This is a genomic window from Shewanella insulae, assembly GCF_009831655.1.
Taxonomy (GTDB): domain Bacteria; phylum Pseudomonadota; class Gammaproteobacteria; order Enterobacterales; family Shewanellaceae; genus Shewanella; species Shewanella insulae.
In genome coordinates this window covers 22921-48385 of sequence record NZ_WRPA01000006.1, presented here as the reverse complement: position 1 = coordinate 48385, position 25465 = coordinate 22921, and the positions used below count along the sequence as shown (strand labels likewise).

Genomic DNA, 25465 nt, shown 5'->3' with positions numbered 1-25465 from the left:
CCCACTTCAATGGCCCCCAACTTCAATAGCGCCTAGTTCAATCGCTTAGTTTCACTATACTGAAGGGCTCGAAAAATCGGCATAAAAAAAGCAGCCTAGGCTGCTTTTTCAGTTGATTAGTTTTCGCGGGTCTTGGCGAACTCTATGTCGGGATAACGCTCCATCGACAGATTGAGGTTCACCATGGTCGGCGCCACATAGGTGAGGTTATCGCCACCATCGAGTGCCAGGTTGTTGCTGCACTTACGCTTAAACTCTTCCAGCTTCTTGGCGTCTTTGCTGTAGACCCAGCGCGCAGTGGCCACGCTGATCGCCTCATAGATAGCCTCGACCTTGTATTCGCTCTTGAGGCGCTGTACCACCACCTCAAACTGCAGCACACCCACGGCGCCTACAATGAGATCATTTGTATCCAGCGGACGGAACACCTGCACCGCACCTTCTTCCGAAAGCTGTACCAGCCCCTTAAGCAACTGCTTCTGCTTCAGCGGATCTTTAAGCCTGATGCGACGGAACATCTCTGGCGCGAAGTTAGGCACGCCTGTAAAGCGTAACTTCTCACCCTGAGTAAAGGTATCGCCGATGCGTATGGTACCGTGGTTATGCAGGCCGATAATATCGCCGGGATAGGCCGCATCGGCGCGGTTACGGTCGCCCGCCATAAAGGTGAGCGCATCACTGACGTTCACATCTTTACCGATACGGACATGGTGCATCTTCATGCCTTGCTCATAACGACCCGAGCAGATACGCATGAAGGCGACACGGTCTCTGTGCTTGGGATCCATGTTCGCCTGGATCTTAAACACGAAGCCACTGAACTTAGGCTCATCGGGCTCAACGTCACGCAGATCAGACTCACGCGCTTGAGGGCGCGGCGCCCACTGGACAATGCCATCGAGGATATGATCGACACCGAAGTTACCCAGTGCGGTACCGAAGAAGACAGGTGTTAGCTCGCCCTTGAGGAAGGCCTCGAGATCAAACTCATGGGAGGCGCCCAGCACCAACTCCATCTCGTCACGCAGATCTTGCGCGTAGCTGCCGATCGCCTCATCCAACTCAGGGTTATCCAAGCCCTTGATGATCTGTGAATCCTGAATGGTATGGCCCATGCCATTCTGATACAGAATCACCTCGTCACGCAGTAGATGGTAGACGCCCTTGAACTCTTTACCGGCACCGATAGGCCAGGTGATTGGCGCACAGGCGATGTTCAGTACATTCTCTACCTCGTCCATCAACTCGATAGGATCACGAATGTCGCGGTCAAGTTTGTTCATGAAGGTCACGATCGGCGTATCACGCAGACGGGTCACCTCCATCAGCTTGATCGTGCGTTGCTCTACACCCTTTGCCGAGTCGATCACCATCAGACAGGAGTCTACCGCCGTCAACGTACGATAGGTATCTTCCGAGAAGTCTTCGTGACCCGGGGTATCGAGCAGGTTGACCAGGGCGTCACGATAGGGGAACTGCATCACAGAGGTGGTAATAGAGATACCACGATCCTTTTCCATCTCCATCCAGTCAGACTTGGCATGCTGTCCCGACTTCTTGCCCTTTACCGTGCCCGCCTTCTGCAAAGCCTGTCCGAATAGCAATACCTTCTCTGTAATAGTGGTTTTACCCGCATCCGGATGCGAGATGATGGCGAAAGTACGACGCTTGTCGACTTCAACTGTATAGCCTGACATGATTACCTGCGAATTTGATGGAGTGTTAAAAGCGGGCAATTATAGCGCCAAGCTCGACCCATGGCTAGTTTAGCGACCCGGAACTGAGGGACGGGATAGGGCCGAGGGATAGAAACGAAAAGGCCCGCCAAGCGTGACGAGCCTTCACCAGATAAGAACTACTAGGCACCCATGATTAGCGGCCTAAACCAGCTACTCGGGTTGAGCGATCAGATCATTGAGCTGAGCCAGCTCGACCCTGGCATACCTATGCTCGACAAAATCATAGATATTGGTGGCCAAAGCCAGACGGAAGTAATTCGCCGCATCGCTATACTTGCCCTGCTTCTCGGCGATCTTAGCGATATAAAAATAAGCCTCGCACAGGCGCTCGGCATACTCATTGGGATGACTCAGCCCCTGCTTAGCCACCTCGAACACCTGCTCGCGACTCACCTTACCCAGATAGAAGTCCACTAGCGTGGTCGACCATTGTGAGTCATCAAGCTTTAATCTATTTTCAGCGAGATGCTGCATCGCCTGCTCGCCATTGAGTTTCGACTCGGTAATATAGAGCCACAGGGCGCGGTAGCCATCTTGTTCGTTGGCCTGATAGAAAGACTGCATGTCGGCCACGGCAAGCTCGTCGCGCTGCCCATAATAGAGGGCGATGCCGCGATTGAGATAGGCATAGTCATAGTCGGGAGACAGTTCCAGCACGGAATCGAAGGCCTCATAGGCGCTCTCGAATTCTCCTTCCTGGGTGTAGTAGATGCCGATAAAGTTATAGGCATCGGCCAAGTTAGGTTGCAACTTCAGCGACTGATGAAAATCGATGCGACTCAGAATACGCAGCCCAACACTGTCATAGATGACACCACGATCGTAGTGAAAACGCGCACGCTGCTCAGGAGTGAGTTCGGCAGAGGCCAAGATATCGTTTAACCTCGCCAGGGTAACCTCTAGCTTATAATCTGGCATCACAGGCGCCACCATTAACTTACCCTGCTCTGCCGTCACCGCCGATTGAGTCGATACACATCCTGTCATTAACAAACTTAAGCCGGTCATCATAGCCAACGAGACCGAGCGAAATTTATGAGTCATCCATTTAACCTTTTCAGCGCTGCAATAGCCTCAATCATAGCAATACCAACTAGTCACGGCTATCACCTATGAGAAAAAACCAATAAAAAAGGAGACCTAATGGTCTCCTTTCAAATTTAACTCGCTTTCGCTATCGATTATTCGCTTGCCGCTTCTTCTTTCGGCTGAGCTTCTTTCATCGACAGGCGTACGCGGCCTTGGCGATCGACTTCCATCACCTTAACCTTAACTTCCTGACCCACTTCCAGGTAGTCAGAGACGTTGGCAACACGCTCCTCGGCAATCTGCGAGATATGTACCAGACCGTCTTTACCCGGCAGGATAGTCACGAAGGCACCAAAGTCAACGATACGAACAACCTTACCATTGTATACGGTACCGACTTCAACCTCGGCAGTGATCTCCTGGATACGACGGATAGCTTCTTTGGTCGCTTCGCCGTTAGCCGAAGCAATCTTCACAGTACCGTCATCTTCTAGCTCGATAGTAGTGCCAGTCTCTTCGGTCAATGCACGGATAGTCGCACCACCCTTACCAATCACGTCACGGATCTTCTCAGGGTTGATCTTCAGGGTGGTGATACGCGGCGCGTGATCAGAAATATCTTCGCGGTGACCCGAAATTGCCTGATCCATCACATTCAGTATGTGTACACGTGCACCGTAGGCTTGTTGCAGAGCGATCTGCATGATCTCTTTAGTGATACCTTCGATCTTGATATCCATCTGCAGTGCGGTAACACCGTCACGGGTACCAGCCACTTTGAAGTCCATGTCACCTAGGTGGTCTTCGTCACCCAGAATGTCAGAAAGTACAACGAAATCGTCGCCTTCTTTAACCAGACCCATAGCGATACCGGCAACTGAAGTCTTGATCGGTACACCGGCATCCATCAATGCTAGTGAAGTACCACACACAGAAGCCATTGAGCTTGAACCGTTAGATTCGGTGATCTCAGACACTACACGGATGCTGTATGGGAACTCTTCAGCCGTTGGCATTACCGCGTGGATACCACGCCATGCCAACTTACCGTGACCGATTTCACGACGCTTAGGCGAGCCAACCATACCGGTTTCACCCACTGAGTATGGAGGGAAGTTGTAGTGCAGCATGAAGCGGCTGGTTTGCTCGCCCATGATGCTGTCGATCTTCTGTGCGTCACGCTCGGTACCTAAGGTACAAGTAACCAGCGCCTGAGTCTCACCACGGGTGAACAGAGCACTACCGTGAGTACGTGGCAGTACGCCCGCCATGACGCTCAGGGCACGAACCATATCTGGTTCACGACCGTCGATACGTGGATTACCTGCGATGATGCGGCTACGAACCACTTTCTTCTCTAGGCTGCCAAGTAGACCGTCAATTTCGCGGGTATCGGCATCTGGGTTTTCAGCCAGTAATGCTTCTTTAGCCGCCGTTTTAACAACATCTACTTGAGCATAACGATCTTGCTTAACCACAATTTGGTAAGCTTCGGTTAGACCCGCTTCGGCCAAATCTTTGACCTTAGCAACAAGCTCTTCATCTTGTACTGGTGCAGTCCAGTCCCACATTGGCTTGTTAACTTCGGCCTTCAGCTCTTTGATCGCTTGGATAACAACTTGCTGTTGCTCGTGACCGTAAACCACGGCGCCAAGCATTACTTCTTCTGGCAGCGCGTCGGCTTCAGACTCAACCATAAGTACTGCATTTTCAGTACCGGCAACAGACAGCTCCAGCTGGCTGTTTTCTAGCTGTGAAACCGTTGGGTTGAGGATGTACTCGCCATCGACATAACCCACACGAGCAGAACCCAGTGGACCGTTGAATGGAATGCCTGAGATAGACAGTGCCGCAGAAGTACCTATCATAGAGATCACTTCTGGGCTGATTTCTGGATCAACAGAAACCACTGTGATGATCACCTGAACTTCGTTCTTAAAACCGTTAGGGAATAGAGGACGAATAGGACGGTCAATCAGACGCGCAGTGAGGGTCTCGCCTTCAGATGGACGGCCTTCACGCTTGAAGAATCCACCAGGGATTTTACCCGCAGCGTAAGTTTTTTCCTGGTAATTAACGGTTAACGGGAAAAAGTCACGACCTGGCTCTTCAGCTTTCTTGCCTACAACAGTAACCAATACCGTTGTATCGCCCATACTTGCCAAAACAGCTGCGTCTGCTTGACGTGCAATAACCCCAGTCTCTAGCGTGACTGTGTGCTGACCATATTCAAAACTCTTTACGATTGGATTCACGTGAACCTTTCCTTAATTTAATAACCTTAATTTCGCGGCTAAGTATACTGCAAGTCTATTCAATAGATAAAGAGCACATGTAGATGACAAAGCTGAATCTTTTCTCTAAAGTGGTTAGATAAAGATAATTTTCTGTCTATCGCTGCTTTTTCTGAAAAATAGAATGTGATGAGTCACTAGGAACAAGGGGTGGCAAATGAGCGCACGGTTTAAATCCTTAACATGGAAACAGACGACATTGGTCGTGTTTTCAGCGTTATTTTTTGCCGTTGCCATCTTTATTGTCGAAGTTGCCCTGGTCGGCGTGTCGGCCCGCCAACAACTCATCGTCGCCCAGGAAGAGCTGCTCGACTCCATAGAGCAACCGGCCGCCAACGCCGTGTGGGCACTGGACGACAACCTGGCAACCCAGACCCTAGAAGGGGTGCTTAAGGTGGAACACGTTGGCGAGGCGGTGATTGAACTCGACGACGCCAGCATGTTCGTCTCCATGAACAATCCGTCCAGCGACAATCCCCTGGTGCGTAAACTGAGTAAGAAGCTGTTTGGCGATCTGAAAGAGATCAGCCGCACCCTCTACCGCCCCTCTTTCTTCGAGGGCACAGAACAGCAGCAGATTATCGGCACACTGACCATAGTCTATAACACCCAGGAGCTGACAGACTCACTCTTCTCTCAGTTACGCTTTAGTTTCCTGGCCACCCTGGCCCGGGCGCTCTTGGTCACAATGGCGCTGTCCATCATCTTCCACCGCTTTCTCACCAAGCCGATCGCCGAGATAAGCGAAGCGATAGATAAGATAGATCCTGAGCTACCGGACGATAATCTGCTGCCCATGTCACCCGCCCACCAAGATGACGAACTGGGTCTGGTGACATCAAAATTTAATCAAATCTTAATCCAGTTTGGCCAGACCCAGAGCAAGCTTCGCCGCATGGCAACCCGAGATCCCTTAACTGGGCTGCCCAACCGCACCCTGCTGCTGGAGACCATAGCAGTGTCGATTCAGCGTGCCAGGGTGCATAAGCACCAATTCACCATGCTATTTATCGATCTCGACCGTTTCAAGAACGTCAACGACTCCCTGGGTCATGCCTTGGGGGATCAGTTTTTAGCGCGTATCGCCAGGGTGCTTGAGCGCGTGGTGGGCGATCGCGGCACTGTGGCCCGCCTCGGTGGCGACGAGTTTGTCATCTTGGCCGAAGATGCCAGAACGCCTGATCAGGCTGCCGATTTTGTCGACAAGCTCCTAATGCAACTCAACGTGCCGCTACAACTGAACGAACACACCATACACCCCGCCGCCTCCGTAGGGATCTCCATCTATCCCGACGATGGCCTCAGCGCAGAAGACCTGATCCGTCACGCCGACATCGCCATGTACAGCGCCAAGGCGGCGGGCTCGAATCAGTGGGCCTTCTTCAAACAGCAGATGACAGAGCGTGCCGCGGTGCGTCTCAGAACCGAGGCCTCTCTGCATGACGCCCTGAAGAACAACGAATTCCTGCTGCATTTCCAGCCTAAGTTTAATATCAAGACCGGCAAGGTGATCGCCTGTGAGGCGTTAATACGCTGGAAGAAAGATGGCCGTCTCATCAGCCCCATGTCATTCATCCCTGTGGCCGAAGAGACGGGGATCATCATTCCCCTGGGGCGCTGGGTCATCGAAGAGGCCTGCCGCACCCTAAAGCATTGGCGTAAACGCTATAACTACGCCATCCCCATCGCGGTCAATGTCGCCTCACAACAGTTTGCCGACGCCAGCCTGGTGCCGGATATCAAGCAACTGGCGCTGAGATACCAGATAGACCCTCATCTGCTCGAGATAGAGATCACCGAGACCTCACTGATGAATGATATCGAGCTCGCCATCCATAAGCTGGAGCAACTTAAGGGTGCCGGATTCGGTATTGCGGTCGATGATTTCGGCACAGGTTACTCCTCGCTCTCCTATCTGCGCCACCTACCTATCACTACCATGAAGATCGACCGCTGCTTCGTGACGGATCTGCCCAATGAGAGCGCCATCGCCTCCACCATCTTGATGCTGGGCAAGCAGCTGAATCTGCATATCGTGGCCGAAGGAATAGAGAACGAGCAACAACTCAATTGGTTGAAACAGATGGACTGTGAGATAGGCCAGGGCTTCTACTACAGCCAGCCACTGGATATTAGCGAGTTTGAAGACAGATATATCACCCCAAACACCGCCAGCATCAGCCAAATTTAGTCGCCATCGGCAACAGATTTAAACGACAGCACCGAACGTCAGGCATAAAAAAAGGAGGCTAAGCCTCCTTTTTCACTACAGCACTAATCGATAGATTAGCGACGTAGACCTAACTTCTTGATAAGCTCTTGATAGCGCTCGTTTTCAGTGCGCTTCAGGTAAGCTAGAAGCTTACGACGAGAGTTAACCATGCGAAGCAAACCACGACGTGAGTGATGATCATGGATGTGCTCTTTGAAGTGACCTTGTAGGTGGTTGATCTGTGCAGTTAGCAGGGCAACCTGAACTTCTGTAGAACCAGAATCGTTCTCACCACGGCCGAAATCAGCCAGGATTTGTGCTTTTACTTCTTTACTTAGTGACATTTTTTTCTCCAAAAATAGATAGAAACTTCAGCCGATCACTAACTCAGCCAAAGAGAGCGCGCTATAGTACCGATTTTAGCGCCATTAAGCAAGCCTCAGGCCTGCTCGTCGTGCAATACCACCAGACGTTTAGGCGCCAGCAAGCCGTCGTCGTTCATCTGGCCAATTCCGACAAACTGTTTCGCCTCACCCAGGGTGATACGCACCAGTTCATCGACGGGCAGATTTGCCACCTGAACCGGATTACCATTCATCAGGTAGTGGGCCAGTTCATCGGAGACGTTGATCTCCTTAAGGCCGCTTACCGCGGTATCCATGGGCAGCAACAAGGGGTCCAGCAGCTCCTTAGGCGGGCGTTCTTCTTCCTGCGCCTGAGTAAGCAATGCCTCAAGCTGCTCCAGTGTCACCATCTTATCGTAGGGATAACCGGCAACGCCTGTGCGGCGCAGCATGATCACATGGGCACCACAGCCTAGCATTTCACCGAGATCGTCTGTGATGGTGCGAATATAGGTGCCCTTAGAACAGTGGATGTCCAGAGTCAGCTCGTCACCCTCGAGCTTGATAAAGTTAAGCTCGAAGACGTTAATTGGGCGTGCCTCGCGCGGCACCTCTTTGCCTTCTCTGGCATACTTGTACAGAGGTTGGCCCTGATACTTGAGCGCCGAGTACATTGAGGGCACCTGCATGGTCTCACCACGAAAATGCTCCAGCGCCTCTTCGAGCTGCTGCTCGGTGAAGTTTACCGGACGCGTCTGCACCACCTCACCGTCCGAGTCGCTGGTATCGGTGCGAACACCCAACTTGGCGGTCACCAGATAACGCTTGTCGGCATCGAGTAGGTGCTGAGAAAACTTGGTGGCCTCTCCCAGGCAGATAGGTAACATACCGGTCGCTAAGGGGTCCAGCGCGCCTGTGTGCCCCGCCTTGGCCGCGTTATAGATTCGCTTCACTCTCTGTAAGGCGAAGTTGGAGCTCATTCCCGTGTCTTTGTCCAGCAGCACTATGCCGTCGACCAAGCGACCTCTAGGTCTACGCGCCATTAGTTATCGTCCTGCTTGGGAGTGTCGGGCTCTTCGTCATCACGACCGTGTTCGCGTGCCTTGGCCTCATCCTTGGTGATCACCTGACTCACCAGATTAGACATGCGCATCCCTTCGATCAACGATGCATCGTAAACGAAGCGAATCTCGGGCATGACCCTAAGCTTCATACGACCCGCTACCAGAGAGCGAACATAACCCGCTGCCGCTTCCAGCGCCGCCAGCTTCTCCTCTACAACCGCCTTATCTTCCTCGAAGAAGGTGACGTAGACCTTGGCGTAGTTCAGGTCACGGGAAACGTCAACGTCGTTGACCGTCACCATACCGATACGCGGATCTTTGATATCCCGTTGCAGCACCTGAGCCAGCTCCTGTTGCAGCTGCTGTGCGATGCGACGAGTACGACTAAATTCTCTTGCCATAATATTTTGCCATCTCAAAAACAGGTGACCGGCTAGGTGAAGCCGCAACCAAAGCTTTGTCGGTTGCGTCTTGCCTTAGGGTCATGCCTGAACAAAAAGGGCGGCTTACGCCGCCCCTTTTAAACTTATAAGGTTCGAGCGATTTCGACCGTTTCGAAGACCTCTATCTGATCGCCAACTTTGACGTCATTATAGTTCTTCACGCCGATACCACACTCCATACCGTTACGAACTTCGTTAACGTCATCCTTGAAGCGACGCAGTGATTCCAGCTCACCTTCGAAGATCACCACGTTGTCACGCAATACGCGGATTGGCGCGCTACGCTTGATGGTACCTTCGGTAACCATACAACCTGCGATAGCACCAATCTTAGGCGATTTGAACACGTCACGCACTTCAGCAAGACCGATGATCTCTTGCTTGAACTCAGGTGCCAACATGCCGCCCATGGCCGCCTTAACTTCATCGATCAGATGATAGATAACGCTGTAGTAACGCAGGTCAACGCTTTCGCTCTCAATCGTCTTACGCGCCTGTGCATCGGCACGAACGTTGAAACCAACCATGATGGCGTTTGATGCTGCCGCCAGGGTCGCATCTGTCTCGGTCAATCCACCTACACCGCTGGCGATGATGTTAACCTTCACCTCGTCGGTAGACAGCTTGTTGAGTGAGTCGGAAATCGCTTCCAGCGAGCCTTGTACGTCGGCCTTCAGGACGATGTTCAGCTCTTGGACTTCGCCTTCGGTCATGTTAGCGAACATGTTCTCAAGCTTAGACTTCTGCTGACGTGCCAGCTTAACGTCGCGGAACTTACCTTGACGGTAGAGCGCCACTTCACGTGCCTTACGCTCGTCACGAACAACTGTCGCTTCGTCACCGGCAGATGGCACACCAGAGAGCCCCAAGATCTCAACGGGAATCGATGGACCGGCTTCGGTGATCGACTTACCATTCTCATCCTTCATCGCACGGACTTTACCGTACTCGAGACCACACAGAACGACATCGCCCTGCTTAAGCGTGCCTTCCTGAACCAACACGGTAGCAACAGGGCCACGGCCCTTGTCCAGCTTAGACTCAACAACCACACCGGCCGCCATGCCTTCACGTACCGCCTTCAATTCCATCACCTCGGCTTCAAGCAAGATGCCTTCCAGCAGCTCGTCGATACCTTCGCCAGACTTAGCTGACACATGTACAAACATGTTGTTGCCGCCCCAATCTTCTGACATCACGCCATGCTGAGACAGTTCTGACTTAACGCGATCGGGATCGGCTTCCGGCTTATCTATCTTGTTCACAGCTACGATGAGCGGTACGCCGCCCGCCTTAGCATGCTGAATCGCTTCGATAGTCTGTGGCATCACACCGTCATCGGCCGCAACCACCAGAATAACGATATCGGTCGCCTTGGCACCACGGGCACGCATCGCGGTAAACGCGGCGTGACCAGGGGTATCTAAGAAGGTGATCATGCCGTTCTCGGTTTCGACGTGGTATGCACCGATATGCTGAGTAATACCACCCGCCTCGCCTGAGGCCACTTTCGCACGACGAATATAGTCGAGTAGCGATGTCTTACCGTGGTCAACGTGACCCATGATGGTCACCACAGGCGCACGCGGCTCAACCTTAACGTTGCCATCGCGGTCTGCAAGTACTTGATGCTCAAGTTCGTTTTCGCGAGTCAGAACCACCTTGTGGCCCATCTCCTCGGCAACCAGCTGTGCAGTTTCCTGATCCAGCACCTGGTTGATGGTGACCATAGAGCCCATCTTCATCATCTGCTTGATGATCTCGGTCGCCTTAACTGCCATCTTCTGTGCCAGCTCGGCAACAGTAATGGTCTCGCCGATGCTCACATCACGATTCACAGCCGCTGCAGGCTTGTTGAAGCCGTGATCCATAGACTCTGGCGCATTACGCTGGTTACGGTTGTTACGACCACCGCGAGCATCTCTGCCACCACGCCTCTTGTTCGCAGCGTCTTTCTTGCCACCGGCAGGCTTACGCGCACGGCGACCACGACGCTCGGCGTCTCTGTCGGCCGTATCTTCCGCCGCACGTGCCTCGGTCGAGGTCGTGACATGGTGATCGGCACTGTTTTCCGATTCTTTACGCAGACGCTCTTCTTCCGCCCAACGCTTCTCGTTCTCTTCGGCTAGACGACGCGCTTCTTCTGCCGCAGCCTTAGCTTCTTCGTCGGCCTTCGCCTTAGCGGCAGCTTCTTTAGCAGCCAGTAGACGCGCCTCTTCTTCGCGAGCAGCCTTCTCTTCGGCAGTCTCTTCCTCGACAGGCTTGCTATCGGCCGCCTTCTTGGCCTTAGCTTCTGCCTCGGCTTTCGCCTTGGCCTTTGCCTTAGCTTCTGCTTCGGCTTTTGCCTTGGCTTCGGCTTCTGCCTTGGCCTTAGCTTCCGCTTCGGCTGCAGCCTTGGCTTCGGCTTCTGCCTTGGCCTTAGCTTCTGCCTCGGCCTCGGCCGCTACGTCACGCTTAACGAAGGTACGCTTCTTACGCACTTCGACTTTGATATCTTTCGACTGGCCACCGCTACCCGACACGCTCAGTGTCGAGATTGATTTGCGTTGCAGCGTCATCTTAGTTGGTGCTGCGTCACCGCCGTGTTGCTTCTTAAGAAACTCAAGCAACTTCTGCTTTTCTTCTTCTGAAACAGTATCAGCTTTACTCTTCTTAATGCCGGCTTCAGAAAACTGCTCAACTAATCGATCAGCACTCTTCCCTACTTCCTCGGCCAGTTTTGCTACTGTGGTATCTGCCATCTGTAAACTCCCCTCTGTTGATCGACTTAAGCTTCTTCGCCAAACCAACAGATATTGCGGGCCGCCATGATGAGCTCACCAGCTTTTTCTTCTGTTAATTCTTCAATCTCGATCAAATCATCAATGCCTTGTTCGGCTAAATCTTCAAGCGTAATCACGCCTTTACTCGCCAATACATACGCCAAGTGACGCTCTAAACCTTCTAGGGCAAGTAAATCTTCGCTTGGCTCAGCACCGTCAAGTGCTTCCTCGGATGCCAAAGCCCGTGTAGAGATCGCCGCCTTAGCGCGCTCTCTGAGTGCCTCAACGATATCTTCGTCGAAGCCGTCGATGTCAAGCAGTTCAGATTCTGGTACATAGGCGACCTCTTCTAATGAAGTGAAACCTTCATCGGCAAGCACCTGAGCAAAATCTTCATCGACATCAAGTGAAGTAATGAACAGGTTAACGATCTTGGCACTCTCTGCCTGATGCTTCGCCTGCATATCTTCCACTGTCATCACGTTTAGCTCCCAGCCCGATAACTGAGTGGCCAAACGCACGTTTTGACCGTTACGGCCAATAGCTTGTGCCAACGAATCGGCTTCAACGGCGATATCCATAGAGTGGTTATCTTCGTCGACTATGATAGATGCCACATCGGCGGGCGCCATCGCATTGATCACAAATTGCGCTGGGTTATCATCCCAAAGCACGATATCAACACGCTCACCGCCTAACTCGTTAGACACTGCCTGAACACGCGCGCCGCGCATGCCCACACAAGCACCGATAGGATCGATACGACGGTCATTAGACTTGACCGCAATCTTAGCGCGAGAACCTGGATCACGAGCGGCGCCCATGATCTCGATCATCTCATCGGCAATTTCCGGCACTTCTACACGGAACAGCTCGATCAGCATGTCTGGCTTGGTACGGGTCAGGAACAGCTGTGCACCACGGGCCTCTGGACGCACGGCGTATAGCAACGCACGAACACGGTCGCCCGGACGGAAGCTTTCGCGTGAGATAAGGTCTTCCTTAAACAACACAGCGTCGGCGTTGTTACCCAGGTCAACAACTACGCTCTCACGGTTGCTCTTCTTTACCACACCCGTGATCAGCTCACCTTCTTTGTCGATGAACTGGTCAACGATCTGAGCGCGCTCGGCTTCACGTACCTTCTGTACAATCACCTGCTTGGCGGTCTGAGTAGTAATACGGTCGAAGACGACTGACTCTATCTCATCTTCGATATACTCACCCACCTGAATTTCAGGGTTTTCGTAACGAGCCGCTTCCAGGGTGATCTCACGGAAAGGGTTTTCCAGCGCCTGACCATCATCCTCAACCACCATCCAACGACGGAAGGTTTCGTACTCGCCTGTCTTACGATCGATAGCGACACGAACTTCGATATCGCCTTCATATTTTTTCTTGGTAGCCGTCGCTAACGCAATTTCCAACGCTTCAAAAATCTTTTCGCGTGGCACGGCCTTCTCATTTGAAACCGCCTCAGCGACTAGCAGAATCTCTTTGTTCATTCTCTTGCCTCGTTCAGCTCGAATCCATCAAAACTTAGCGATTAAGTTGCCCTTGCGGATGTTATCCAAGGCAATAATCAGTTCTTTGCCATCTACGGTAAGAGTCAGCATCTGCCCCTCAACGCCCGCGACGGTCCCTTTTAAATTACGACTACCAGCGACAGGCATAGTCAGTTGTACCTTTACGGTTTCACCTAGGTATCTCGCATACTGCTCTGCAGTAAATAATGGTCTATCGACACCTGGTGAGGAAACTTCTAGTGTATATTCGGTCGAAATCGGGTCCTCGACATCCAGCACGGCACTGATCTGGCGACTGACATCGGCACAATCATCGATGAAGATGCCGTTTTCATTATCTATATATACACGCAGCACCGAATGCTTGCCCGCCTGTACATATTCCAATCCCCACAGACTATGGCCCAATGCTTCAACTGGCGCGATAAGCATCTGTTCCAGCTTACTTTCTAAAGTTGCCAAGGTTACCCCCCGAAAAACAAAAAAGGGCATAAAGCCCCAGTACGACATCATCAAATGACGATATTTCAAAAGTCCAGATAACAAAAAACCCCGTAATCACGAGGTCATATCATTCAGAACCTGTAACAGAAATGAAGCGCTGCTTCATCACTGGGAAGCTGGTTGCGGGGGCCGGATTTGAACCGACGACCTTCGGGTTATGAGCCCGACGAGCTACCAAACTGCTCCACCCCGCGTCAACTGCTGCAATTATATTGATTGAGAACAATATTTGCAATGATAAAGGCAGATACCTCTGCCACTTTATCGATTCAGACCAAGCTAGGCTCAATCTAAATTTGGTGCGGATGGAGGGACTTGAACCCTCACGAGCTAGGCTCACCACCCCCTCAAGATGGCGTGTCTACCAATTCCACCACATCCGCATGTGATCGTTACTTCGACTGATTAAGACTTTCTATGAGTGTTGAGGAGACTCATCTTTACCAGTCACGCTACCTAAATTAAATCAAGGTTAAATCTAAGCCGCGCCTTGCTCTTTCGAGCGATTAGTCAGGGATCTTATCTTCTGACTTTTGTGCGTCTTTTACTGCATCGGTAACTTGCTCAGTTACTGCCGCGGCATCGGCACCTAAATCTTTCCAAGATTCTTCGCTCTTGGCGTGGTTTGCGCTCAAGTTGCCAATCGTTAGACTCAGGGCAAAGAAGGCAATCGCCAGTATCGCTGTGGAACGAGTCAAAAAGTTACCCGAACCAGAAGAACCGAACAGAGTGGCTGATGCACCGGCGCCAAAAGAGGCTCCCATGTCAGCTCCCTTACCTTGCTGGATAAGGATTAAACCAATCAGGCCTAACGCAACCAACAAGTAAATAACCATTAGAACTTCGTACATATTATGCGCTCATCGCTATCGAACATAAACTTAAAAACTCGGTAGAGTTTAAGCTAGCACCGCCTATCAGTCCACCATCTACATCAGGCTGAGCAAATAGATCTGCTGCATTACTCGGCGTTACGCTACCACCGTACAAAATCCTGATATTCTCTCCGATATACGGAGACACTTCAGAGAGACGCTTGCGAATAAACGCGTGTACTTCTTGCGCCTGCTCTGGCGTAGCGCTCTTACCAGTCCCTACGGCCCAAAGTGGCTCATAGGCGATAATCGCATTATCAAAAGCCATGGTGCCATTCTTCTCGATGACCACATCCAACTCTTCGGCAATCACCTCGAAGGTGCGTCTTGCTTCACGTGCTGGACCAGACTCGCCTACACATAATATAGGGGTCAAACCATGCTTCTGTGCGGCGGCAAATTTTTCCGCCACGATGTCGCTTGTTTCGCCGTACATTCTACGACGTTCGGAATGACCGATGATGACATAGCGACATCCAGAATCTTTCAGCATCTGCCCAGATACTTCACCTGTATAGGCACCGAAGTCATGTTGACTCAGGTTTTGGGCACCCATTCTAACTAGACAACCGTTTAAGGCTTCTTTGTTAGCATCGAGCTGCTGACGAACACTTTCAAGAAAAATACTCGGTGGACACAAGACCACTTCCGCAGAATCATTTTGAAGCTTGGTAGCAAACTTGGTAAATAACTCTTGCGCTAGTTGCGCAGTACCGTTCATTTTCCAGTTACCAGCGACCATTGGGCGTCTTAGTGCCATCACTGTCTCCTTCTGAAAGCGGGCTGAATAATAGCGAACCACTTGTTAAGTTACAATACCTAAATCTCGAATTTTTGCGATAAAGTGTCGAAGCGATTACTTTTTATCCTTGGGCGGGATAAATAGCACAGGATTTAACCCAGCAAGGCTAAATCCTGTACAAGCGCCTTAAACTAGCGCCTTAATGGCCTCGGCAATATAGTTAGCATGCGCTTTTACATCGCTGGCCACATCGCCTTCGACCATGACACGGATCAATGGCTCTGTGCCCGACTTACGCAGCAGTACACGGCCACGTTCACCAAGCTTGGCCTCCACTTCCGCCTGGGCGCTCAATACACTATCGGCTTCCAATGGGTTATGGCTGCCTTCGAATCTGACGTTAACCAGCACCTGTGGCAACATCTTGATCCCTTCGGTCAGCTCCTCCAGGGTCGCCTGCTTACGACACATGGCCGCCAGCACCAGGATACCGGCGACGATACCGTCACCCGTGGTGCCATGATCCAGGTTCAGGATATGCCCGGAGTTCTCGCCGCCGATGCGCCAGTCTTTCTCTTTAAGCAGCTCGATCACATAACGGTCGCCCACCTTAGAGCGGGCAAAGGGAATATCACGGGCCTTAAGCGCAAGATCTAACCCTAAGTTCGACATCAGGGTGCCCACCACGCCGCCTTTTAGCACGCCGCGATCCTGGGCATCACAGGCCAGGACATAGAGGATCTCATCACCATCGATCACCTTACCGTGACGATTCACCATCATGATGCGGTCACCATCACCATCCAGTGCGATACCCAGGTCCGCCTTCTCGGCGATCACTGTCTCACGGATCTTACCCATAGAGGTGGCACCCACCTCATGGTTGATGTTGATGCCATCAGGCTTGTCACCTATGGTGATCACCTCGGCGCCTAGCTCGCGAAACACACTCGGCGCGATGTGATAGGTTGCCCCGTGGGCGCAGTCGACCACTATCTTGAGACCGTTGAGGGTATGCTCGGCAGGGAAGTTGCCCTTACAGTACTCAATGTAACGACCGGCGGCGTCTTCGATGCGCGATACCTTACCCAGCAGGTGCGACTCGACACACTCGAGCGGCTTTTCAAGCTCACGTTCGATCTCTAGCTCAACCTCGTCATCGAGCTTGCTGCCGTCGGTAGAGAAGAACTTGATACCGTTATCATAATATGGGTTGTGGGATGCGCTGATCACCACTCCGGCTTCAGCCCGGAAGGTGCGGGTCAGATAAGCCACGGCTGGTGTCGGCATAGGCCCCATCAACATCACATTTAAACCCGCGGCCGACAGGCCGGCTTCCATCGCAGACTCGAACAGATAGCCCGAGATACGCGTGTCCTTACCTATGATCACCTTCTTTGTACCGGCGCGAGATAACACACGCCCTGCCGCCCAGCCAAGTTTGAGCGCCAATTCCGGGGTCATCTTACCCGCGCCCACCTTGCCTCTAATACCGTCGGTTCCGAAGAATTTTCTCACTTGTTATTACCTCTGCCCTATCCCAGGGCCTTACTTATTTGATCTACTCATCGCCAGCTAAAACGCAGCATATAATTTTTATAATGCCTGATAATTGGTGCTGGCCTGCATGACCTTGATCATGTCCATGGTCGGTTTTACATCATGGACACGGATAATATGCGCCCCCTGCTGAATACTCAAGAGCGCGGCGCTCAGGCTGCCCGCCAGGCGCTCATCTGTCGGCGCGTTTAGCAGGTTGCCGATCATACTCTTGCGTGACAGGCCGATAAGCAGTGGCAGCCCGAAGGATTTCAGCTCGGCCTGGCGATTTAACAACTCATAGTTATGTGACAGCGTCTTGCCAAAGCCGTAACCTGGGTCAAGCAGCAAGTTGTCTCTGTCGATGCCAGCAGCCAGACAGGCCTGGATGCGCTCCTCAAAGAAGCCGCTGATATCGGCTATGATATCGTGATAAAGGGGCGCGTCTTGCATGGTTCTCGGCTGCCCCTGCATATGCATTAAACAGACAGGCACATTTAGCTTGGCGGCAACTGTAAGTGCGCCTGGCTCCTGCAGTGCCCTCACATCATTGATGAGATGGGCGCCGGCGGCTACCGCCTCACTCATCACCTCAGGCTTGCTGGTATCGACCGAGATCCACACGTCGTGATGGGCACTCACATACTCCACCAGGGGGATGACCCTGTCCAGCTCATGCTGAACACTGACCTCTGCCGCGCCGGGGCGAGTCGACTCGCCACCGATATCGATAATGCTTGCCCCTTCGGTAACTAAAGCGTCTGCGTGGCGACAGGCCGGCTCGATATTGGCGAAACGACCACCGTCAGAGAACGAATCCGGTGTCACGTTTAGTATTCCCATCACTCTGGGCTGAGAAAGATCCAGGCGTTTATCGCCACTAACTAGTTGAAACCCTTGCTGCAAGAGAGGCTCCTCAATCACACACTAATGTCGTAAACAAGAAAACCCCGTTAAGGGGTTTTCTTAGATAATGCCGTTAATCTATCGTAAAGATGATTACTTAATTACAGGTGATTCATCACCTTCTTTGGGCTCATTCGCTGGCTCTGCCTCGCCTTGGGCTTCACTCGACTCAGGCGATTTTACCGCTTCACCATGACCGCCATTGCCATTACCGTTCGAACCATTTTCATCCATGTTCCAATCGGCCGGGGCACGAACCTCTCGACGGGCCATCAAATCTTCGATCTGAGTCGCATCGATAGTCTCGTACTTCATCAGCGCCTCTTTCATCGCGTGAAGAATATCCATGTTGTCCGTTAGGAATTTATAGGCCCTGCCATAGTTGCTATCGATCAGGATCTTCACCTCATCGTCGATAAGCTTGGCCGTTTCATCGGACATATGCTGAGTCTTACCCATGCTACGTCCCAGGAAGACCTCATTTTCATCTTCGGCATACAATACCGGGCCCAGCTTCTCGGAGAAGCCCCACTGGGTCACCATGTTACGTGCAATGGAAGTGGCGTATTTGATATCTTGTGAGGCGCCGGTAGAGACCTTCTCGCTACCATAGATAAGGTCTTCAGCAATACGTCCACCATAGGCCACTGAGATCTGGCTCTCCAGCTTACGACGACTCTGACTGATGGCATCGGCCTCTGGCAGGAAGAAAGTCACACCCAGGGCACGGCCACGAGGAATGATGGTCACCTTGTGCACAGGGTCGTGCTCAGGCACCAGGCAGCCAACGATAGCGTGACCCGCTTCGTGATAGGCGGTCATCTCTTTCTCTTCTTCCGACATCACCATGGTGCGACGCTCGGCGCCCATCATGATCTTGTCTTTGGCGCTCTCAAACTCTTCCATGCCCACCACGCGGCGATTACCGCGGGCTGCAAACAGCGCCGCTTCGTTGACCAGGTTAGCCAGATCGGCACCAGAGAAGCCTGGCGTACCACGGGCAATTACGCTCGCCTTAACGTCATCGGCCAGAGGTACTTTACGCATATGTACCTTAAGGATCTGCTCACGGCCACGCACGTCTGGCAGGCCGACCACCACTTGACGGTCGAAACGACCCGGACGCAGCAAGGCGGCATCCAATACGTCGGGACGGTTGGTCGCGGCGATAACGATAATACCTTCGTTACCCTCGAAGCCATCCATCTCAACCAGCATCTGGTTAAGGGTCTGCTCACGCTCATCGTGACCACCACCGACACCGGCGCCGCGCTGGCGACCTACGGCATCGATCTCATCGATAAAGATGATACAAGGCGCTGACTTCTTCGCCTGCTCGAACATGTCACGGACACGAGAGGCACCGACACCCACAAACATCTCAACGAAATCAGAACCTGAAATGGTGAAGAAAGGCACCTTGGCCTCGCCGGCAATCGCCTTGGCAAGCAGGGTCTTACCCGTACCTGGAGGTCCTACAAGGAGGACACCGGTAGGAATGCGGCCACCCAGTTTCTGGAACTTGGTCGGCTCTTTGAGGTAATCGACCAGCTCTTTGACATCCTCCTTAGCCTCGTCGCAACCGGCGACGTCACCGAAGGTAGTCTTGATCTGATCTTCACTCATCAGCTTGGCTTTACTCTTTCCGAAAGACATGGCGCCTTTACCGCCACCGCCCTGCATCTGGCGCATGAAGAAGATCCACACCCCGATGAGTAATAGCATGGGGAACCAAGAGATGAAAATCTGAGTAAGGAAGCCAGATTCTTCTGCTTCCTGACCTTTCATGGTCACACCCTTACGGTCAAGATCGTTGATCAGATCCTGGTCATACATAGGCATGATAGTGGTAAATTTTTCCCCGGTTCTCTTGGTACCCTCGATGGTGCGTTGATCGCTCTTCACCTCGACAGTATTAATCTGCCCGGCACGCACATCGTCCAGGAAAGTTGAATAATCCATCTTCATGGAATTCGATGAAGAGGGGGAGTAGCCCTGAAACACTGACATCAGCACGACGGCGATGACAACCCAGAGAATTAAATTTTTTGCCATATCACTCAAAATTACTAGACCTCATACAGTCTTGCGGTTACTGACGTTAGGTTACTATAACTTGTAACCCGTCGCCACAAGATAGACTTCACGCGAACGCGGTCGCGACGAGTCTGGCTTACGTGTTTTGACGGTGGTAAATGCCTGTCTCACCGCCTTCATATACTCATCAAAGCCCTCCCCCTGAAAGACTTTGACAGCAAAACTACCATTTGGTGCCAATACCTGATGACACATATCAAGTGCCAGCTCCACCAAATACATGGCGCGAGGCTGATCCACGCCCCCTGTACCACTCATATTAGGTGCCATATCCGACAACACAACATCGACTTTAGCATCGCCAACTCGTTCGAGTAAGGCATCGAGTACCTTTTCTTCACGAAAATCGCCTTGCAGAAAATCGACGCCGACAATCGGATCCATAGGCAGGATATCGCAGGCGATGACCTTGCCAGTCTCCCCGGCCAACTTGACGGCGATCTGTGACCAGCCACCCGGGGCTGCACCAAGATCCACCACAGTCATGCCAGGGCGGATCAGCTTATCCTTCTGTTGTATCTCTTCTATTTTAAACGCAGCGCGCGAACGCAATCCCCGTTTCTGCGACAACTTAACATAATGATCATCGAAATGTTCCTGCATCCATCGGGCGGAACTGGCCGTTCGTTTTTTACCTGACATTAAAAATCCGCAACAAATATGAGTTACACAAAGGCTATATGAGGGTAGAATAGCGGTTTTTCAACAGTAACTCAGCATAAAGTTGGTAGAAATGAACTTAACAACCAAACAGAAACAGCATCTAAAAGGCTTAGCGCATAACCTCAAGCCTGTTGTGCAGCTTGGTGCCAATGGCCTGACTGAAGGTGTACTGGCTGAAATTGATAATGCACTCTCTCATCATGAATTAATCAAAGTGAAAGTTGCCTCTGGAGACAGAGAGCTAAAAAATGCAGTCGTTGACGCCATTGTACGCGAAACTCAAGCTGAAAAGGTTCAGCTTATCGGTCACGTATTGGTCCTATTCCGTCAATCTCCAGAGATGAAGATTGCCGTACCAAGAGCGAAATAACTCCTGGACTCATGCCCACAAAAAAGCCACCTTAACCGGTGGCTTTTTTGTAGGCATAATCCCATCGGCGCACACATTGTGGCGCCGGCGGATTAAATTACTATTAATTGACGGGTTTCAATCAGGGTGTCTGGGTCACAGGCGTCACCCGATAATGCTCACTGGACAGTCCCAGCCATTCAGGCAGTGAAGTACCCACCGATATTGAGGAGAAGGTACCGGTCAACACCCCGATAAACATGGCGATGGAAAATCCTTCCAAGGGGCCTCCGCCCATGATCCACAGTGCTGAAATAGTCATCAGAGTAGTACCGGATGTCACCATGGTTCGGGCAAAAGTGGCCGCAATCGCCTGGTTATTGATGTCTTTTACCGCCAGCTTGGGCTTGGCAGCCAGCAATTCGCGGATCCTGTCAGCAATAATGATGGAGTCGTTGAGCGAATATCCCAAAATGGCCAACACAGCCGCCAGCACAGTCAGGTTGAACTCCATCTGAGTGGCGGCAAAAAAAGCCAGCACAAAGATAACATCATGCACCAGAGCAAATACTGCGCCGGATGCCAGACGCCACTCAAAGCGGTAAGAGAGATACCCCAGAATACACAACATAGCCACCAGCAAAGCCAAACCGCCCTGCTCGGCCAACTCCTGGCCGACCTGAGGCCCGACTATGCTGGTATTGAGCACTTCAACATGAGTGTTCATACCCGCCAGTACCTCCGGCAGTTCCGGCATACTCTGCCCGGCACTCGGCGCGGCATAACGCAGCACCCAGCGTCCCGGCTCACCGGCAGCAATCAGGCTGACTTCCTGCCCATAGGCCTGCTGCAACACAGGTTGCAGCGATTTGGCGCTAATTGAGCTGTCGATACGGATTTCACTGACCACACCGCCGGTAAAATCCAGCCCCCAGTTAAGCCCCTTGACGGCAATCACACTGATGGACACTATCATCAAAATCACGGAAATCGCGCTGCTGAAATAACGCCACTTGGTTGCATTTTTCATATTAATCATAATATTAAACCCTCACGTCGCGGCTGAAGTTCTTGCCATAAACCAGATTGATAATCGCCCTTGAGGCAAAAATCCCGCTGAACATACTGGTCAACAACCCCAACCCCAGCGTCAGCGCAAACCCCTGAATAGGACCATTACCTATGGCGTAGAGCACTACAGCAGTGATCATAGTGGTGAAGTTGGCATCGAAAATGGTGGAGAAGGCGCTGTCAAAGCCCTTATCAATGGCGTGAGCCAATGCTCGCCCTTCACGAAGCTTGTCGCGGATCCGCTCGAAAATCAGTACATTGGTATCCACCGCCATCCCCACAGTCAGCACCAAACCGGCAATCCCGGGGAGAGTCAATACCGCGCCGGGGATCAGGGCCAGCAAGCCAAACAGCAACACCATGTTAGCCAGCAATGCCAGGTTGGCGACCCAGCCCAGCCTGCGATACCAGAGCGCCATAAACACCAGGGTGATCCCCATGCCGAGCGCCAGGGCGGCAAAGCCGTTGTGAATATTCTCAGCCCCCAGCGTCGGGCCTATCGTACGCTCTTCAACTATGGTGACAGGCGCAGTCATAGAACCGGCCCGCAGCAAAAGCGCCAGTTGCTGCGCATCCTGATAACTACCGGCGCCGGTTATCCGAAAACGCTCCGGCAGCACAGACTGAATGGTGGCGACACTGATAATTTCATTGCTTTGTACTGCCTTGCCGTTGGCATCGCGGCTGTACTCACTGTATGCAGTGGCCATAGGTTTGCCGATATGACCCCGGGAGAAGTCGGTCATACGGCGGCCGCCTTCACTGTCTAGGGCAATATTGACCTCGGCAGTGCCCATTTCACCTATGCTGGCACGGGCATCGACAATATGCTCGCCGGTCAGCACAGGTTTGCGTGCCACGGGCACAGAATTACCGGACTTGTCTTTAATCAAGATGGCGCCGGTGGCACTGTCCTTGACTTCATAGAAGGCCAGAGTCGCGGTCGCCCCTATCACACTCTTAGCGGCTGCCGGGTCTTGCACACCGGGCAGCTCGATACGGATGCGGCTCTCGCCCTGACGCTGCACCAGCGCTTCGGTGATCCCCAACTCTTCGATACGGGTACGCATGATCTGCAGGTTTTGCTGCACCGTCAGGTTACGCAGGTTGATTTTCTCGGCCTCAGTCAGCGCCAACTTGAGCTGACTGTTATTGCTGCTCACCAGCCAGAGTGGGTATTGCCTGGCCATAAACAGCCGCACCCCGGCGCGAGCCGTCTCGGGCATAACCACTGTCAGTTGCTCTTCAGCGCCCTGACGCACACTCAAGCCTCGGATCCCCTGCTCTCTGGCAAAGGCACGCAGGGCGTCGGCCAGTGAACTTCCCTGGGTTTGATACACAGGGGTGATATCCACATCCAACAAGAATTGCACCCCGCCACGAAGATCCAGCCCCAACTTAATGGGTTCAAACCCCATGTCGAGCAACCACTCGGGCGCCGCCGGGCTCAAAGCCAGAGTGAGTTCAGCGGGATCTTTGGCACGACCGGCCAACAAGGATTTGGCCAAAGTCTGTTGGCCTTCGTCATTGAGAATAATCAGGGTTTGCTGATCTTTGCTGTCCAGGCGCTTGACTTGGATATCGGCCTTGGCCAGTTCAGAAACTATCTGGGTCGGAGATAAGTCCAGTCCGGCCTTGGGGGAAATCTGCACCGCGGCATCTTCACCATACCAGGTCGGCAAGGCGCTCAGCGCCATCATTACCAGGGTGACTACCAGTACCAGATATTTCCAGGCGCTGTAGTGATTAAGCAGTTTTTTAGGCTGGCGCCCGCGGCCATTACTCTTTAATAATGAGTCAGTTATCATATTTATGCTCTCTTTTCGACTGTGGCTTAAGCCACACATCACACTCGCAGCCATCCAATGAAGGAGTGACTGACAACAGATGAAGTGAAACCCGGACAGAAAAGCCCGGGAGAGAGCGTCAGGCGGCTTGCTGACTGAAGCGATAGCGGAGGTTGGCGTCTTTCCAGCCCCCAAGGCGCAAACCAGCCCCTGGGTGCTTTAAGGTCCAATACTGCTCAATAGGCAATTGCTCGGCGAAACCTATGCTGAGCACAGGCGCCGGTGGCATAGGGATTTCAAACGCCAATTCATAGGGCGGCTCGGCCACATCGTGCGGAGCAGCCGTGCTGAGGCAGCGCTGGCTGGCTCCAGGCGCCGAATAGAGTTGGTCCCCCTGCTCGGAGCGCAGCAACTTGGATAAGTGAGACAGGGAAACCTTGCCATCCACCTTTTCTCTGTCGGCAGCATCATGCTTGCCAAGCTTATGATGCAGGGACTCCTGGGATTGGGGCGCTTGACCAAGAGGCGCTGACAATACTGCAGAAGACGGCTCTTTGCCTGCATCTTGCTGACTGAGCTCGGGTAAGGCTTGCTCAAACGCCTTCCAGGTTGCATCAATGGCAATCCCGGAATACACATTGCCCAGCAGACCTATGGCGATCAGCAGGGTAAAGAGGCGCATGATTCTCAGCAAGGTGTTATCCATAAACAGGGATATTTGGGCGGATGCTAGTTTTTCAAGCCCTGACGGGCAAATTAAACTTTGTCCATCATGGCAGTTTGAATCACAAAAAAGCCGCTAGTGATAGCGGCTTTTTTGTGGGCATGAATCGAGCGTAAATCAGATTAGATATACTCTACTAGGGTGATCTCATAATCTGTCATGCCACCTGGCGTCTGAATAGAGACTTCGTCCCCTTCCGATTTACCCACCAGGCCGCGAGCGATCGGCGAGGTAACAGAGATCAGATTCGCCTTAATGTCGGCCTCATCTTCACCCACGATACGATAGGTAAATTCCTCTTCGGTATCCAAATTCAAGATGGTTACTGTGGTACCGAAAATAACACGCCCCGTGTTATCCATCTTGGACACGTCGATGATCTGTGCATGAGACAGCTTACCTTCGATATCACGTACACGTGCCTCAACCAGTCCCTGCTCTTCGCGGGCAGCATGGTATTCGGCGTTCTCTTTCAGATCGCCCAGTTCTCGTGCAACCCCAATGGCCTCGGCAATTTTTGGACGCTTCTCAAACTTCAAAAAATCTAACTCTTCACGCAGTTGATTTGCACCAACAACTGTCATTGGAACCTTATTCATAGGAACACTCGTCTCCTCAAAACAAAAGCAACCTAGTCAGCCTGACCACTTGGGCCACTGACTAGGAATAAAGAACGCTTGGAATCCGTCTATTCTATACCCTGATGGCGGGAGAAGCTATCGGATCCCCAAGAGTTTGTTAGCGCGCCCTCAGAACTGTGTGTTCCAACGCCAGCTAAAGCTCTGCAAAACTCGC

21 protein-coding genes and 2 tRNA genes are annotated in these 25465 nt (G+C 52.3%); 2 read left to right on the top strand and 21 right to left on the bottom strand.

Annotation, left to right across the window (positions count from 1 at the left end; genetic code table 11):
• Window positions 1-116: 116 nt before the first annotated feature.
• The 3 genes from prfC to pnp form a co-directional block, all read right to left on the bottom strand.
• Complete coding sequence (prfC, locus tag GNT65_RS08345; protein ID WP_160795186.1) at window positions 117-1697, bottom strand: peptide chain release factor 3; 1581 nt, start codon at window positions 1695-1697, stop codon at window positions 117-119.
• Window positions 1698-1889: 192 nt separating this feature from the next.
• Complete coding sequence (gene nlpI, locus GNT65_RS08340) at window positions 1890-2783, bottom strand: lipoprotein NlpI (protein WP_160795184.1); 894 nt, start codon at window positions 2781-2783, stop codon at window positions 1890-1892.
• Window positions 2784-2920: 137 nt separating this feature from the next.
• Window positions 2921-5023: a polyribonucleotide nucleotidyltransferase gene (pnp, locus tag GNT65_RS08335; RefSeq protein WP_160795182.1), complete on the bottom strand. Its 2103-nt coding sequence runs from the start codon at window positions 5021-5023 to the stop codon at window positions 2921-2923.
• A 196-nt stretch (window positions 5024-5219) separates the two neighbouring features.
• Here pnp and GNT65_RS08330 point away from each other — a divergent pair, with 196 nt between their 5' ends.
• On the top strand, window positions 5220-7253 hold the full coding sequence (locus GNT65_RS08330; RefSeq protein WP_160795180.1) for a putative bifunctional diguanylate cyclase/phosphodiesterase: 2034 nt from the start codon (window positions 5220-5222) through the stop codon (window positions 7251-7253).
• Between the two features lie 95 nt (window positions 7254-7348).
• On the opposite strand, the gene rpsO is transcribed toward GNT65_RS08330, so the two are convergent.
• The 14 genes from rpsO to rlmE all read right to left on the bottom strand — a co-directional run bounded on the left by rpsO (window position 7349) and on the right by rlmE (window position 20718).
• Window positions 7349-7618, bottom strand: a complete 270-nt coding sequence (rpsO, locus tag GNT65_RS08325) for a 30S ribosomal protein S15 (protein WP_033537407.1) — start codon at window positions 7616-7618, stop codon at window positions 7349-7351.
• Window positions 7619-7713: 95 nt separating this feature from the next.
• Window positions 7714-8661, bottom strand: a complete 948-nt coding sequence (gene truB / locus GNT65_RS08320; protein WP_160795178.1) for a tRNA pseudouridine(55) synthase TruB — start codon at window positions 8659-8661, stop codon at window positions 7714-7716.
• A complete protein-coding gene (gene rbfA / locus GNT65_RS08315; protein ID WP_160795176.1) occupies window positions 8661-9083 on the bottom strand; it encodes a 30S ribosome-binding factor RbfA in 423 nt (140 codons plus the stop codon). Before rbfA ends, truB begins: the two co-directional genes overlap by 1 nt.
• A 125-nt stretch (window positions 9084-9208) precedes the next feature.
• Entirely contained in the window at window positions 9209-11866 is a 2658-nt protein-coding gene (gene infB / locus GNT65_RS08310; protein ID WP_160795174.1) for a translation initiation factor IF-2, read from the bottom strand.
• Between the two features lie 26 nt (window positions 11867-11892).
• Window positions 11893-13392 (bottom strand): transcription termination factor NusA, encoded by a 1500-nt coding sequence (gene nusA / locus GNT65_RS08305; protein WP_160795172.1) that lies wholly within the window; start codon window positions 13390-13392, stop codon window positions 11893-11895.
• Between the two features lie 27 nt (window positions 13393-13419).
• A complete protein-coding gene (gene rimP, locus GNT65_RS08300) occupies window positions 13420-13875 on the bottom strand; it encodes a ribosome maturation factor RimP (RefSeq protein ID WP_160795170.1) in 456 nt (151 codons plus the stop codon).
• Window positions 13876-14034: 159 nt separating this feature from the next.
• Window positions 14035-14111 (bottom strand) — tRNA-Met (locus GNT65_RS08295).
• A gap of 103 nt (window positions 14112-14214) precedes the next feature.
• A tRNA-Leu gene (locus GNT65_RS08290) sits at window positions 14215-14300 on the bottom strand.
• 123 nt (window positions 14301-14423) lie between these two features.
• Window positions 14424-14768, bottom strand: coding sequence for a preprotein translocase subunit SecG (gene secG / locus GNT65_RS08285; RefSeq protein ID WP_160795168.1), 345 nt, complete (start codon window positions 14766-14768; stop codon window positions 14424-14426).
• A 1-nt stretch (window position 14769) separates the two neighbouring features.
• Window positions 14770-15552, bottom strand: coding sequence for a triose-phosphate isomerase (gene tpiA / locus GNT65_RS08280; RefSeq protein WP_011866628.1), 783 nt, complete (start codon window positions 15550-15552; stop codon window positions 14770-14772).
• 168 nt (window positions 15553-15720) lie between these two features.
• Window positions 15721-17052, bottom strand: a complete 1332-nt coding sequence (gene glmM, locus GNT65_RS08275; protein ID WP_160795166.1) for a phosphoglucosamine mutase — start codon at window positions 17050-17052, stop codon at window positions 15721-15723.
• A gap of 78 nt (window positions 17053-17130) precedes the next feature.
• Window positions 17131-17916: a dihydropteroate synthase gene (gene folP / locus GNT65_RS08270; protein ID WP_160795458.1), complete on the bottom strand. Its 786-nt coding sequence runs from the start codon at window positions 17914-17916 to the stop codon at window positions 17131-17133.
• A 156-nt stretch (window positions 17917-18072) separates the two neighbouring features.
• Entirely contained in the window at window positions 18073-20043 is a 1971-nt protein-coding gene (gene ftsH, locus GNT65_RS08265; RefSeq protein WP_160795164.1) for an ATP-dependent zinc metalloprotease FtsH, read from the bottom strand.
• Window positions 20044-20088: 45 nt separating this feature from the next.
• Window positions 20089-20718: a 23S rRNA (uridine(2552)-2'-O)-methyltransferase RlmE gene (gene rlmE, locus GNT65_RS08260; RefSeq protein ID WP_041509097.1), complete on the bottom strand. Its 630-nt coding sequence runs from the start codon at window positions 20716-20718 to the stop codon at window positions 20089-20091.
• A 91-nt stretch (window positions 20719-20809) separates the two neighbouring features.
• Here rlmE and yhbY point away from each other — a divergent pair, with 91 nt between their 5' ends.
• Window positions 20810-21109, top strand: a complete 300-nt coding sequence (gene yhbY / locus GNT65_RS08255; RefSeq protein ID WP_033537396.1) for a ribosome assembly RNA-binding protein YhbY — start codon at window positions 20810-20812, stop codon at window positions 21107-21109.
• Between the two features lie 121 nt (window positions 21110-21230).
• Here yhbY and secF read toward each other — a convergent pair whose 3' ends face one another.
• The 4 genes from secF to greA all read right to left on the bottom strand — a co-directional run bounded on the left by secF (window position 21231) and on the right by greA (window position 25269).
• Window positions 21231-22127, bottom strand: a complete 897-nt coding sequence (gene secF, locus GNT65_RS08250) for a protein translocase subunit SecF (RefSeq protein ID WP_420853511.1) — start codon at window positions 22125-22127, stop codon at window positions 21231-21233.
• Between the two features lie 4 nt (window positions 22128-22131).
• The gene (gene secD, locus GNT65_RS08245; protein WP_160795162.1) at window positions 22132-23967 is read right to left on the bottom strand and encodes a protein translocase subunit SecD; all 1836 of its coding nucleotides are present in this window, start codon (window positions 23965-23967) and stop codon (window positions 22132-22134) included.
• Between the two features lie 118 nt (window positions 23968-24085).
• The gene (locus GNT65_RS08240) at window positions 24086-24640 is read right to left on the bottom strand and encodes a hypothetical protein (RefSeq protein WP_160795160.1); all 555 of its coding nucleotides are present in this window, start codon (window positions 24638-24640) and stop codon (window positions 24086-24088) included.
• Between the two features lie 152 nt (window positions 24641-24792).
• The gene (gene greA, locus GNT65_RS08235; protein ID WP_160795158.1) at window positions 24793-25269 is read right to left on the bottom strand and encodes a transcription elongation factor GreA; all 477 of its coding nucleotides are present in this window, start codon (window positions 25267-25269) and stop codon (window positions 24793-24795) included.
• Window positions 25270-25465: the final 196 nt, after the last annotated feature.